The organism is Pseudomonas sp. UW4 (assembly GCF_000316175.1).
Taxonomy (GTDB): domain Bacteria; phylum Pseudomonadota; class Gammaproteobacteria; order Pseudomonadales; family Pseudomonadaceae; genus Aquipseudomonas; species Aquipseudomonas laurylsulfatiphila.
On the sequence record NC_019670.1, the window covers coordinates 3355952 to 3369850 of the forward strand.

At 60.6% G+C, this 13899-nt stretch carries 10 protein-coding genes; 3 read left to right on the forward strand and 7 right to left on the reverse strand.

Annotation, left to right across the window (positions count from 1 at the left end; all coding sequences use genetic code 11):
• Positions 1-9: 9 nt before the first annotated feature.
• The 5 genes from PPUTUW4_RS14525 to PPUTUW4_RS14545 all read right to left on the reverse strand — a co-directional run bounded on the left by PPUTUW4_RS14525 (position 10) and on the right by PPUTUW4_RS14545 (position 5710).
• The gene (locus tag PPUTUW4_RS14525) at positions 10-1179 is read right to left on the reverse strand and encodes a lactonase family protein (protein WP_015095353.1); all 1170 of its coding nucleotides are present in this window, start codon (positions 1177-1179) and stop codon (positions 10-12) included.
• Positions 1172-1510: a DUF5629 family protein gene (locus PPUTUW4_RS14530; protein WP_015095354.1), complete on the reverse strand. Its 339-nt coding sequence runs from the start codon at positions 1508-1510 to the stop codon at positions 1172-1174. The genes PPUTUW4_RS14525 and PPUTUW4_RS14530 overlap by 8 nt, the downstream gene beginning before the upstream one ends.
• Before the next feature lie 133 nt (positions 1511-1643).
• Positions 1644-3224, reverse strand: coding sequence for an aldehyde dehydrogenase (NADP(+)) (locus tag PPUTUW4_RS14535; protein WP_015095355.1), 1581 nt, complete (start codon positions 3222-3224; stop codon positions 1644-1646).
• A gap of 10 nt (positions 3225-3234) precedes the next feature.
• The gene (araD1, locus tag PPUTUW4_RS14540; RefSeq protein ID WP_015095356.1) at positions 3235-4227 is read right to left on the reverse strand and encodes an AraD1 family protein; all 993 of its coding nucleotides are present in this window, start codon (positions 4225-4227) and stop codon (positions 3235-3237) included.
• Between the two features lie 160 nt (positions 4228-4387).
• Positions 4388-5710, reverse strand: coding sequence for an MFS transporter (locus PPUTUW4_RS14545; protein ID WP_015095357.1), 1323 nt, complete (start codon positions 5708-5710; stop codon positions 4388-4390).
• 194 nt (positions 5711-5904) lie between these two features.
• Here PPUTUW4_RS14545 and PPUTUW4_RS14550 point away from each other — a divergent pair, with 194 nt between their 5' ends.
• On the forward strand, positions 5905-7641 hold the full coding sequence (locus PPUTUW4_RS14550; RefSeq protein WP_015095358.1) for an IlvD/Edd family dehydratase: 1737 nt from the start codon (positions 5905-5907) through the stop codon (positions 7639-7641).
• A gap of 185 nt (positions 7642-7826) precedes the next feature.
• A complete protein-coding gene (locus tag PPUTUW4_RS14555; protein WP_015095359.1) occupies positions 7827-8546 on the forward strand; it encodes a FadR/GntR family transcriptional regulator in 720 nt (239 codons plus the stop codon).
• 183 nt (positions 8547-8729) lie between these two features.
• Here PPUTUW4_RS14555 and PPUTUW4_RS14560 read toward each other — a convergent pair whose 3' ends face one another.
• Together PPUTUW4_RS14560 and PPUTUW4_RS14565 are read right to left on the reverse strand one after the other, a co-directional pair.
• Positions 8730-11114, reverse strand: coding sequence for an RND family transporter (locus tag PPUTUW4_RS14560; RefSeq protein WP_015095360.1), 2385 nt, complete (start codon positions 11112-11114; stop codon positions 8730-8732).
• A gap of 28 nt (positions 11115-11142) precedes the next feature.
• Entirely contained in the window at positions 11143-12195 is a 1053-nt protein-coding gene (locus tag PPUTUW4_RS14565; protein ID WP_015095361.1) for a YCF48-related protein, read from the reverse strand.
• A 366-nt stretch (positions 12196-12561) separates the two neighbouring features.
• On the opposite strand from PPUTUW4_RS14565, the gene PPUTUW4_RS14570 reads away from it, so the two are divergent.
• Complete coding sequence (locus PPUTUW4_RS14570; protein ID WP_015095362.1) at positions 12562-13869, forward strand: ElyC/SanA/YdcF family protein; 1308 nt, start codon at positions 12562-12564, stop codon at positions 13867-13869.
• Positions 13870-13899: the final 30 nt, after the last annotated feature.

A 13899-nucleotide genomic window follows, 5' to 3' on the forward strand; every position in this document is an offset into this window, starting at 1 on the left:
GCCTGCGGCTTATTGACGCAGCAGAAACTTCAGGTCGCTCGGGGCGTCCATCGGTAGTTTTTGCACGGTTTGACCCAACAGACCGCTCTTGGCGTCGCGTTCGACGACGACAATCTGGTTGCTCTTCTGGTTGGCGATCAACAGGAATTTGCCACTCGGATCGAGGCTGAACTCCCGCGGATGATCCCCTTCTACCGCCCGGCGTTGCAGTTCGGTAAGGCGTGCGGTTACCGGGTCAATGCCAAACACCAGCAGTTGATTGGCCGTGCCACGGTTGCTGACGTAGAGGAACTTGCCATCGGCCGAGGCATGCAGCGCCGCGGCCGCCTTGTCCGAGACGGGCTGCCCGGCAGCCAGGTCGACCATTTGCGTCTGCTCGAGCGTGCCGTCGTGGTAATCGAACACCGCCACCTGAGCGCTCATTTCCATGGTCAGCCAGGCGTGTTTGCCATCGGCGCTGAACAGCAAATGCCGCGGCCCGCTACCGGGCGGCAGTTGCACGAATGCCGGGTTGGCCGGGGTCAATGGCAGCTGCGGATTGGCCTTTGGGTCGAAACGGTAGGCAAACACCTTGTCAGCGCCCAGGTCGATGGAGAACACGTATTTACCGTCCGGCGACGGGACGGTCGAATGCACGTGGGCCGAGGCCTGGCGCTCCGGATTGACCCGGCTCGCCGGGTGGCTGCTCATCTGCACCACCGGTTTTAGCTTGCCATCGGCCGCCACCGGCACCACCGCGAGGGTGCCGCCGGGGTCTTCGGCCACCGAATAATTGCTGACAAACAAATGGCTGCCATCGGCGCTGAGACTGGAATGGGTCGGCTCGTTGCCCAGGCTTTGCACCTGGCTGATCAGGCTCAGCCCATGGGTCTTGGGATCAATCGCATAACTGCTGACGCGCCCGAGCGGATCAGCCTGGCCCGGACCGTTTTCGTTGACCACGAACAGGTGTCGCTGGTCTTTCGACAGGGTCAGCCACGACGGGTTTTCGCTCTTGATCACTTGCAGGGGCCTGGCATCGATCTGCCCGGTACTGCTGTCGAACGCCAGGCGATAGATCCCCTGGCTTTGGCCGGTGGTGTAGGAGCCCACCAGCAGTTGATAGTCCTCGGCGGATGCGGCCTGGACGCCCATCGCTCCGATGCTGCCGGCCATCAACAGTGGCCAGAGGTTACGCATCGTCCTGGTCATCATCTTCGTTATCACAGCCGACGATATCGCCCAGGCACACCAAACGGTGTTCGCCCGAGTCACCGGTGATCAACCAGCTTTGCAGCGAGGTGTCGAAGGTCGCGGCCTGGACCTGCGCCGGGGTGAACTCCCAGTGTTTGGCCGCACGGCCATCCATGCATTCAATGTGCAGATTATCGAACTCGTCGAGGGCGAATTCGAAGGCATGCAGCCCGTCGATTTCCACCATTCCGCAGTGTTCGAGGGCATTGAGCAAGGTGTCGGTTGGGGCAGTCATGGCAATCAGTCTTTGAATGGGAAAGCGCCAATGATAGCTCATGCACCCGACCAAAGTTTCACACAAACCTGTGGGAGCGGGCTTGCCCGCGATGGCGGTCAATCAGTCGACAACGATGTTGCTGACCCTCCGCTATCGCGGGCAAGCCCGCTCCCACAGGGATTGTGGTCAGCCGTTAGAGGGCGTCGCGCGATGGTTGGCCATCCACCAGTCGCTGGATGCGCAGCGGATTGCCGTTCTTCAGCGCGTCCGGCAGCAAACTGTCCGGGTAGTTCTGGAAACACACCGGGCGCAGGAAACGATCGATGGCCAGTGTGCCCACCGATGTACCGCGCGCATCGGACGTTGCCGGATAAGGCCCGCCATGGACCATCGAATCACAGACCTCCACGCCAGTGGGATAGCCATTGAGCAGGATGCGTCCGACCTTCTGCTCCAGCAATGCCGTCAGCCCGGCGAACTGCTCGAAGTCTTGCGGCTCGCCAATGACGGTGGCGGTCAATTGGCCGTGCAGGCCGTTCAGGGCGGCCGTCAGTTGCGCCTGATCCGCGACCTCGACCACCACGGTGGTCGGCCCGAACACTTCCTCTTGCAGGACTTCATCGCCATCGAGCAGCAGGCGGGCATCGGCTTTGAACAGCTGCGGCTGGGCCTGATTGCCCTGTTGCGGATTGCCGGCCAGGTGTTCAATTCCCGGATGCGCCAGCAGTTTTTGCAAGCCTTGTCCGTAGGTGCCCAAGGTGCCGGCATTGAGCATGGTTTGCGCCGGCTGGTCGCCCATCAACCCGGCCACTTGCTGCACAAAGGCACTGAACGACGCCGAGCGAATGCCGATCACCAGACCCGGATTGGTGCAGAACTGCCCGCAGCCCTGCACCACCGAGGTCGTGAGGTCCCGGGCGACCGTGTCGGCCCGCGCCTGCAATGCCTGGGGCAAGACGATCACCGGGTTGATGCTCGACATCTCGGCGAACACCGGAATCGGTTGCGCACGTGCCGCGGCCATGTCGCACAGAGCCCGACCACCCTTGAGCGAACCGGTGAACCCCACGGCCTGGATGGCCGGATGCTTGACCAGTGCCTCGCCGACACCCCCGCCGTAGATCATGTTGAACACACCGGCCGGCATACCCGTTTTTTCGGCAGCGCGAATGATCGCATCCGCCACCTGCTCGGCCGTGGCCATGTGGCCGCTATGGGCCTTGAACACCACCGGGCACCCGGCGGCCAGCGCCGAGGCGGTATCGCCGCCGGCGGTGGAGAACGCCAGCGGAAAGTTGCTGGCACCAAACACCGCCACAGGTCCCAGGCCGATGCGGTACTGACGCAGGTCCGGACGTGGCAACGGTTGACGCTCAGGCAATGCCCGGTCGATTCGCGCACCGTAGAAATCACCGCGACGCAGCACTTTGGCGAACAGGCGCATCTGCCCGCTGGTGCGCCCACGCTCGCCTTGAATCCGCCCTGCGGGCAACGCGGTTTCGCGGCAAACGACAGCGACAAAATCATCACCGAGGGCGTCCAGTTCATCGGCGATGGCATCGAGAAACTGCGCCCGTCGCTCCGCGCTCAGGCTGCGATAGACCGAATAGGCGAGCGCTGCAGCGTTGGCCGCCGCATCGACTTCCTGGGGTGTCGCCTGAAAAAAATCGTGGGGCAAGGCCTCACCCGTGCTGGCATCGACACTCTGCAACTTGATGCTGCCAGCGGCGCTGCGTTGGCCGCCGATGTAGTTGTGACCAAGAATCCGGATCATGGACAAATCCTCAAAGTGTGCCGACAGTGCCGGGCTCGAAAGCCGCCGCGACCGGGGCGATGCCGTTGATCAATGGTGCGCCGAACTCGGCCTGGGTGATCTCGAACACATCACCCGGGCGGGTGCGAATGCCGTCGGCAAAGGACAGGGTCGCGGTGCCGAAGAAGTGAATGTGCACGTCCCCCGGGCGCAGGAACTGGCTGTACTTGAAATGATGGAATTCCAGGTTGGCGAGGCTGTGGCACATGTTCGCCTCACCACTGAGGAACTCGTTCTGCCACAGTACTTCGCCGTTGCGCAGGATGCGGCTGGTGCCCGCCAGATGCTGCGGCAACTCGCCCACCCGCAGTTCCGGGCCGTAGCTGCAGCTGCGCAGTTTTGAATGGGCCAGGTACAGGTAGTTCTTGCGCTCCATGACGTGGTCGGAGAACTCGTTGCCCACGGCAAAACCCAGGCGATACGGCTTGGCGTCGTGACCGATCACGTACAGGCCAGCGATCTCCGGTTCTTCACCGGCATCTTCGGCAAACGGTGGCAATGGAAACGGCTGGCCTGGCCTTACGACGATGCTGCCATCGCCTTTGTAGAACCATTCCGGTTGCACGCCGGCTTCATCCGCCGCCGGCTTGCCGCCCTCCACGCCCCATTTGAAAATGCGCATGGTGTCAGTCATCGCAGTTTCGTCGCCGCTTTGCTGGTGCATCTTGTCCCGGGCCGACGCACTGCCCAGATGGGTCAGGCCCGTACCGCTGACCAGCATGTGCGCCGGGTCAGCATGATCCAGCGGCGGCAGGACGCGCCGTTGCGTCAGCAGATCGGCATAGTCATGGCTGATGCCCAACCCCAGGCTCTGCACCTGTTGTTCAAGGCTCGCGCCCGCCTCGATCGCCGCCAGTGCCAGGTCGCGGACAGTGCGCGCGTCTTGCACTTCACGGACCAGGCCGTTGTCGACCACACCGACACGGCGTTCGCCGTTACTCAATTCGAATTGAACCAAACGCATGAATTTTCTCCTGTTAACCCAGAACCCGGGCAAACACGCCCCCCTGTGGGAGCGGGCTTGCCCGCGATGACGGCGGCACATTCAACATTGATGTGCCAGACAGATTGCTATCGCGGGCAAGCCCGCTCCCACAGAGTCCGTGGTGAATTACTGTTTCCTGTCAGGTACGGGTGGCCCCACGCGCACTCGCCGCAAACTCCTCGGCCGGCAACACGTGCTTGCGCTCCAGCAAGCGATACACCACACCCGTCAACACCAGCCCGAACACCATCACGCACGACAGGAAATACAGGCCCGAAGCCAGGTTGCCGGTGTATTCCTTGAGTGCGCCGATCACGAATGGGCCGAGGTAGCCGCCGAGGTTGCCCACCGAGTTGATCAAGGCGATCCCCGCTGCCGCACTGGCGCCGGCAAAGAAGCGGCCCGGCAAGGTCCAGAACACCGCCGTGCAGGAGAACAGCGCGAATGCCACCAGGCACAGTGCCGCCAGTTGCAGCACCGGCACCGACAGCCAGGCGCTGAGAAACAGGCCGATCGCACCCAGCACGTAAAGCACGGCGAGGTGGCCGTAGCGGTCATTCAAGCGGTCGGAACTGCGCGGAATGATCAGCAGGCCGACGATGCCGAAGATGTACGGCACCGCGGAAACGAAACCGGTCACCAGGTCGCTGCCGCCGAACTGCTTGATCAGGGTCGGCAACCATAAGCCGAGGCCATAGATGCTCAGGGTCACCGGCAAATAGAACAGCGCCAGCAGCAGGACGCGCTTGTCCTTGAGGGCGTGCAGCGGATTGCCGTGACGGGTCTGGCCGAAGGCGTCCAGGTCCTTTTTCAGCTCGCCGCTCAGCCAGTCTTTTTCCGCCTGGTCCATCCACTTCACATGCTGCGGGCCGTCCGGCAACCAGCGCAGCACAGGCCAGGTCAGCAGGATCGCCGGGATGCCAATGACAATGAACAGCCACTGCCAGCCGTGCAGCCCGAGCACGCCGTCCATACCCAGCAGGCCGCCGGACACCGGGCCTGTGATCATCATCGCAATGGGCTGCGAGAGGATGAACAGCCCCAGGATCTTGCCGCGATGGCGCACCGGGAACCATTGGGTGATGTAGTACAGAACACCGGGAAAGAAACCGGCCTCGGCGGCGCCAAGCAAAAAGCGCATCACATAGAAACTGTTCGGCCCCTGGACGAAGGCCATGCCGATGGTGATGGCGCCCCAGGTGAGCATGATCCGCGCGAACCAGCGCCGTGCGCCAAAGCGGTCGAGCATCAGGTTGCTGGGGATTTCCAGCAGGAAGTAGCCGATGAAGAACAGCCCGGCACCAAGTCCGTAGGCCGCATCGCCCAGACCGATGTCGGCGCCCATGTGCAGTTTGGCGAAGCCCACTGCGGAGCGGTCCACGTAGGCGATCAGGTACAGCAGGATCAGGAAGGGAATCAGTTTCAGCGTGATGCGACGGATAAGCCGCAGTTCCTGGCTCATGAGATCGGTCTCCGATTGTTGTTGTTATGGAACCTCGGGGGACGCCTCTCGCGAAAAATTCGCCAGGGCCATCCCTCCGTTTGAGCGGACTATATAGTAATACTATTTACTCAACAACACTTCCAAACATCGCAAATTGCGCTTATGTTACGCCTCATCTCGAACAATATAGTCATACAATAAGAGAACCGATCATGTCTGATAAGAAACCCACCCTGCGCTCCGCCCAATGGTTTGGCACGGCCGACAAGAACGGCTTCATGTACCGCAGCTGGATGAAGAATCAGGGCATCGCCGACCACCAGTTCCATGGCAAGCCGATCATCGGCATCTGCAACACCTGGTCGGAACTGACTCCGTGCAACGCGCATTTCCGCCAGATTGCCGAGCACGTCAAACGCGGCGTGATCGAGGCCGGCGGCTTCCCGGTGGAGTTCCCGGTGTTCTCCAACGGCGAATCCAACCTGCGTCCTACCGCCATGCTCACCCGTAACCTGGCGAGCATGGACGTGGAAGAAGCCATTCGTGGCAACCCGATCGATGGCGTGGTGCTGCTGACCGGTTGCGACAAAACCACCCCGGCACTGCTGATGGGCGCCGCCAGTTGCGACGTACCGGCCATCGTCGTCACCGGCGGGCCGATGCTCAACGGCAAGCACAAGGGCAAGGACATCGGCTCCGGCACCGTGGTCTGGCAGCTCAGCGAACAGGTCAAGGCCGGCACCATCAGCATCGACGACTTCCTCGCGGCCGAGGGCGGCATGTCCCGCTCGGCCGGCACCTGCAACACCATGGGCACGGCCTCGACCATGGCCTGCATGGCCGAAGCACTGGGCACCTCCCTGCCCCACAACGCCGCGATCCCGGCCGTGGATGCGCGCCGTTATGTATTGGCGCACATGTCCGGCATGCGTGCCGTGGAGATGGTGCGCGAAGACCTGAAACTCTCGAAGATCCTCACCAGGGAAGCCTTCGAAAACGCCATTCGCGTCAACGCCGCCATCGGCGGTTCGACCAACGCGGTGATTCACCTCAAGGCCATCGCCGGGCGCATTGGCGTGGAGCTGGACCTCGACGACTGGACCCGCATCGGTCGCGGCATGCCGACCATCGTCGACCTGCAACCGTCGGGACGCTTCCTGATGGAAGAGTTCTATTACGCCGGTGGCTTGCCGGCCGTGCTTCGTCGCCTCGGCGAAGCCAACCTGATCCCGAACCCGAATGCCCTGACCGTCAACGGCAAATCCATCGGCGAGAACACCAAAGACGCGCCGATTTATGGCGAGGACGAAGTGATCCGCACCCTCGACAACCCGATCCGCGCCGATGGCGGCATCTGCGTCTTGCGCGGCAACCTGGCACCGCTGGGCGCCGTGCTCAAGCCGTCCGCCGCCACGCCGGCACTGATGCAGCATCGCGGTCGCGCGGTAGTGTTCGAGAACTTCGACATGTACAAGGCGCGGATCAACGACCCGGAACTGGACGTGGATGCCAACTCGATCCTGGTGATGAAGAACTGCGGGCCGAAGGGTTATCCGGGCATGGCCGAAGTGGGCAACATGGGTTTGCCAGCCAAGCTGCTGGCCCAGGGTGTGACCGACATGGTGCGCATTTCCGATGCGCGCATGAGCGGCACCGCGTACGGCACTGTTGTCCTCCACGTCGCCCCCGAAGCTGCTGCCGGTGGACCGCTGGCCGTAGTGAAAGAAGGCGACTGGATCGAACTCGATTGCGCCAGCGGCCGTTTGCACCTGGATATTCCCGATGCTGAACTGGCCGCGCGCATGGCCGACCTGCAACCGCCGCAGAATCTGATCGTCGGGGGATATCGTCAGCTGTACATCGACCATGTGCTGCAAGCGGACCAGGGTTGCGACTTCGACTTCCTGGTCGGTTGCCGTGGGGCTGAAGTACCGCGTCACTCCCACTGATCACCTCCGTCCCCTGTGGGAGCGGGCTTGCCCGCGAAAGCGCAGTGTCAGCCTACGCATATGTTGTCTGACCCACCGCTTTCGCGAGCAAGCCCGCTCCCACATTTGATCTACGCCCGCCTCAAGATTGTGCCGCGCCTGCTATCATGCGCGACACCTATTCGCACAGGACCGCGCCGTTCCCCATGGATTACCGCAAACCCTCCGACCGCAAAAGCATGCACTCGCGCATCGTCCAGGAACTGGGCATGCAGATCGTCTCGGGACGTTTCCTGCCGGACGACAAACTGCCCGCCGAAGCGCTGTTGTGCGAAGAGTATGCGGTCAGCCGGCCGGTGCTGCGCGAAGCCACCCGAGTATTGGTTGCCAAGGGCCTGGTGTATTCGCGCCCGCGCGTCGGGACTGTGGTCAAGCCACGCAAGGACTGGCACATGCTCGATCCGGACGTGCTGCACTGGCTGATGCAGAGCAGTCCGCAGAACCAGTTTTTCGACCTGCTGACCAGTGTGCGCAGCATCATCGAACCGGCCGCTGCCGCCCTCGCCGCGCAATTCGCCACCGAGGCGGACATCGCGTCCATCGCTGAGGCCTACCAGCGCATGGAAGCCGCGCCGACACCGGAGGCGCTGTTGCAGCCGGACCTGGACTTCCACAGTCGCATCGCCGACGCCACGCACAACGACTTGCTGGCCAACCTGTGCAACATGCTCTCGGTGGCGATTGCCGAAGCCTTGAAGCATTCGAACCAGCGACCGAACCTGCATGAACTGGCGCTGCCGCGGCACAAGGCGATTCTCACCGCCATCGAGAACCGTGATGCTCTGGGCGCCCGACATGCAACGCTGGTGCAGCTGGATGATGCGCGCAGTGCGCTGAATGTGGTGTTGGGTAGCGATCCTGCCTGATCACCGTCCCCTTGTAGGAGCGAGCTTGCTCGCGATAAACCGCAGAGCACCGCGGGGCACCTGCCAGCCATCGTTTTCGTTGACGACCATCGCGAGCAAGCTCGCTCCTACAGGGACTGGTGCGAATTTGAGATAAAAAAAAGCCGCAACCCTGAGGTTGCGGCTTTTTCATTTCTGCATGGATCAGTGAGCAAACAACGAGTTGCCCTTCTGCCCCGCCAGTTTCTCCGGCTTGATCAGGAACCGCGCCAGTGCCGGCAACAGCCACAGCGCACCGAACATGTTCCACAGCAGCATGAAGGTCAGCATCAGACCCATGTCGGCCTGGAACTTGATGGCCGAGAAGATCCAGGTGCACACGCCGATCGCCAGGCACAGACCGGTGAACAGCACGGCCTTGCCGGTGGACTTCAGCGTCTGGTAGTACGCCTCCTGCAGCGGCAGGCCGGCACGCAGGAAGCTTTCCAGGCGGCTGTAGATGTAGATGCCGTAGTCCACGCCAATCCCCACCCCGAGCGCCACGACCGGCAGGGTCGCCACTTTCACGCCGATGCCCATGAAGGCCATCAGGGCGTTACCGAGTACCGAGGTCAGCACCAGCGGCAGCACGATGCACAAGGTCGCCGCCCATGAACGGAAGGTGATCATGCACATGACCGCCACGCAGATGTACACCAGGATCAGGATGGTCAGCTCGGACTTCTTGATCACCTCGTTGGTGGCCGCCTCGATCCCGGCGTTACCGGCAGCGAGGATGAACTCCAGGCCTTCCTTGTTGTTTTCCTTGGCGAACTCCTGCACCGCATGCACCGCACGATCCAGGGTCTCGGCCTTGTGATCGTTGAGGAACACCAGCACCGGCGCCAGGGAGCAACTGTTGTTGTACAGGCCGTCGGCGCGGGCGATGGAGTTGTTCAGCACATCAGGGTTACGCGACAGGGTTTCCCATTTCAGGTTGCCCTCGTTCATGCCCTTGATCATTTGCTTGGACACGGTCACCAGGGAAATCGCCGACTGCACGCCCTCGGTGTTCTGCATCTTCCACATCAGCTCGTCGATCGGCGCCATGGCTTCATAGCGCGAGCAGCCTTCGGACTTGGTCTTGACCATCACCACCAGCACGTCGGAACTGGTCGAGTAGTTGTTGATGATGAAGTTGTTGTCCTTGTTGTAGCGCGAGTCCGGACGCAGCTCCGGGGCACCCTGGTCGAGGTCGCCGATTTTCAGGTTCTGGCTGTACCACAGGCCGCCGCCGAAGGCGATCAGTGCCAGCAGAATGGAAACCGGTGCGACTTTGGCGCTGGCAAAATTCGCCAGCAGGCGCCAGAACGGATGTTCACGGGTTGCGTCTTTCTTGCTGCGGTCCACGGCACGCTTGCTGATGCCGACATAGGAAATCGCCACCGGCAGCAGGATCAGGTTGGTGAACACGATCACCGCCACACCGATGGATGCGCCAATCGCCAGCTCGCGGATCACGCCGATATCGATGATCAGCAGCGTGATGAAACCCACGGCATCGGCAAGGATCGCGATCATCCCCGGCAGGAACAATTGACGGAAGGTGCGGCGCGCCGCCGTCAGGGCGTTGTCCGCCTCGCTCGATTGCAGGGCGATCCCGTTGATCTTCTGCACGCCGTGGGAAATACCGATGGCGAAGATCAGGAACGGCACCAGCATCGAATAGGGGTCGAGCCCGAAGCCGAAGAAGTGCATCAGGCCCAGCTGCCAGATCACGGCCACCAGCGTCGTGCTCAACACGGCGACGGTACTGCGCAGGCAGTTGGTGAACCACAGCAGGAGAATCAGGGTGATGACGAAGGCGATGCCGAAGAACATCACGACCATCACCAGGCCATCGATCAGGTCACCGACCTTCTTGGCGAAACCGACGATGTGGATCTTCACATTCGGGTTCTGCGTTTCGAACTTGGTGCGGATCTTGTCTTCAAGCTCGTGGGAGAACTTGCGATAGTCCAGCGCCAGCAGCTTGCCCTGGTCCTGCGGGTCCGGGTAGGACTCCAGCAACGGAATGTCGACGATGCTCGATTTGAAATCGTTGGACACCAGGCGCCCGACCTGACCGGACTTGAGTACGTTGTTGCGCAGCAAATCGAGACTGGCCTGGGAGCCGTTGTAGCTCTGCGGGATCACTTCCCCGCCGGCGAAGCCCTCTTCCGTCACTTCGGTCCAGCGAACGCTGGGGCTCCACAGCGACTTCAGACCGGATCGGTCGACACCGGAGATGTAGAACACCTCGTCGTTGATCTGACGCAGGGTCTCCATGTACTCCTTGGAGAAGATGTCGCCATCGGTGGCTTCCACCGAGATCCGCACGGTGTTGCCCAGGTTCGCCAGATCGTTGCGGTGCTCCATCATCTTCTGGATGAAGGGATGCTCCAGCGGGATCATTTTTTCGAAGCTGGTGGACGGACGGATCAGCGTCGCCTGCCAGAACAGGAAAATACTGACCAGCAGGCAGATCGTGATCACTGCCGGACGGTTGTTGAAGATCAGGCGCTCGAGGAACGTCGCCTTGTCCTGGTGATGTGTACTCAAGGAAGTCATAGCTCCGCCTTCTTATTATTAACCCGGCTCATTTGCCCGACTCGGTGCCGTTTGGCGAGGTGACGCGAACGCCGCCCTGCCCGGCCAGAACCAGATTGCCATTGCCTGCCGCCGTCACTGCCGAGACCGAAATACGGTCCGCACGGTTGACCACCTTGAAGGTTTCGCCATTGTCACTGCTGCGAATCACCGAACCGCCGTTGCCGACGATCACGATCGAACCATCGTCGAGCAGCGTGCCGCCGGACAGCCCGAACTCCAGGTCGCCGCGCTCAGCCTTGAGCTCGACTTGCTCCCAGGTGCTGCCGAAATCCGTGGAGCGGTACAGGTTGCCGCGCAGTCCGTAGGCCAGCAGCGTATTGGCCTGCGCCGTGCCGATCACGCCAAACAGCGAACCTTCGTACGGACCTTCGAGCTTTTCCCAGGTCTGGCCCCAATCAGCAGAGCGGAACATGCTGCCCTGCTCGCCGACAATGAACAGCCCCGCGTCCTTGACCGCGGCGATCGCGTTCAGGTGGTACTGGTCTTCGTTGTCAAGGCGGTCGCTGGCGTCTTCCCAATGTTTGCCACCGTCGGTGGTTTCCATCAGCGAGCCATAAGCGCCCACGGCAAAGCCGCTGTCGACGTCCTTGAACCAGACATCGAGCAGCGGCGATTCACGATTCAGATCTTCGAATTGCTTGGTCCAGGTCGCGCCGCCGTCCTCGCTGGCGAGGATCTGTGCGTCATGGCCGACGGCCCAGCCGTGCTTGTCATCGACAAAAAACACCGACGTCAGCAGGGCCCGGGTCGGCACCTTGGCCTGGGTCCAGGTCGCGCCCTGGTCATCAGAATACAGGATGTGCCCACGATCCCCGACCGCCACCAGGCGCTTGCCGGCGTGGACGACATCGAGCATCAGGCTTTTGGCAGCCTTGGCCGATTCAATGGAATAAACAACATCGGATGCTGGCGCCGCCGCGGCCAGCACAGGTGCCGACAGCATGGCAGAGCCCAACAGCGAGAGCGCTGTAGCCAGCAACGCTAATTTGCGCAGTGCCGGCGGGCGGCAGATACCCACACCCATGACAGGCTCACTCATAGACCTTCTCCCATTATTATTGTTAGGTCGTTCAACCTTTCTGGGCGCCGCAAGGGTGCGTGCCTGGACCGGTTGTTTCAGAGCATAGTCCTGAAACCCGCCATCCAGAGCCCCTTCGGAAGCTGGCTTATCCTATCGGTGTTTTTTAACGTCTGACAATCGACGCCACGTTATCTTTTGTTAACCGAGGGGGATGCGGCCCGGGTGAATGGTCGGGTATTCCACAAACTGATCGAGCCACCTCCAGGCAACCGATAGCCGTTCGTCGACGGGGTCAACCGAACTGTAGTCATGATCGTCTTTTGACAGATATCGACTTGCCCCCGCCCTATGGTGAATCAAATTTACTAACCATGAAGGCGTGAAATGATTTCCTCAGTAAACGGTTCCTCATCCAATCAGCCTCTCGAACGCAGATCCCAGCCAGCGGATACCACACCTGTTTCAAAAGAGTTGGAAAATGTACGCCAAGGAAAAGCTGAATTAGTGCTGACAAAGGACAACCGTCTTAATCAGTTCACTGTTCCCAATGGGTATGTTTTGACCTCCGGGTGCCTATTCACCGTGGCGCGCCCTTATTCGAATGACAGCGCGGCGAAACCGCCATTCGAACAGACTCTGGCCAATGCGAAAAGCATCCTGAACACCGCGCTCACCATGCGCAACCTGATCAAGGAAGGGCATGAACTCGCCGAACAAAAACCTGCAGGCAACTCGCCGCAAATAGAACTGGCCACACGTATTCAGTCCAGCTTGGGCGAAGCTGCAAACGGTCGTCTATCAGTACTCGCCTCACCGATTGCCTTGACCCTCGACAACAGCAAGGTCACTTCACTCAGCCCTTCCAAAAGCGACATGGCCGATTGGATAAAAAGCCATGACAAGCCTGGCAGCTACATTGTGTTGAACGGCAACAACGACGAAACCTACGTCTCATACATCGCCGACAAACTCGCGAACAGCAAGCTCATCAACTTTATTACCAGCGGCTTCGGTGGCCACGGCACGACGGATCGCCATGCCATCGCGACCAACAAAACCGAAGGTGACCGCTTTAAAGAGTTGCTGATGAAAAAAGGCATCGCCCCACAACGGATTACGGTTGATCCGTTCTCGACCAACAGCGGTCAAAACGCAATTAACGTCGCGGACATCATCAACCGTGACATTCAGGATGGAAAACCACTGGACACCGTAATTGTCAGCGGTACGCCCGCCGCGGTCTTTCGACAAACCTATACCTATGCCCAGCAACTCAAGGTAAATACCGAACAGCCTTTTCAGATTGAATCTTTCCCATTCTGTGACGAGGCTAAATACACCACACTCTCTGACAACCTGGCCATTATTCGAGAGTTTTCCACAACACTGAATTACTTGTTTAACACCCAGTATCTTCCAAGTGATGCAGGCGTCTACCCTGATGCCTTTTTTTCCTCGGCTCAGGATTGCCTGACGACGTTCGCTGATAAGTTGACTGCGGACCATCCGATAGATGCGGGTGAACATAAAAAGGTTATCAGTGCTATTCGTACGATTGATCAACAGATGATTGAGCGATTCAAGTCGGCGCAGTTGACCCCGGAAGACAAGACAGCCGTCCGCACAGTCGACGATTTCTTCAGGTCTCTCTTCAATCCGCTGGAACTCACATTCAGTCGCGACACCGTGTAAGCCACAAAAAATGCCCGTATCGCAAGATAC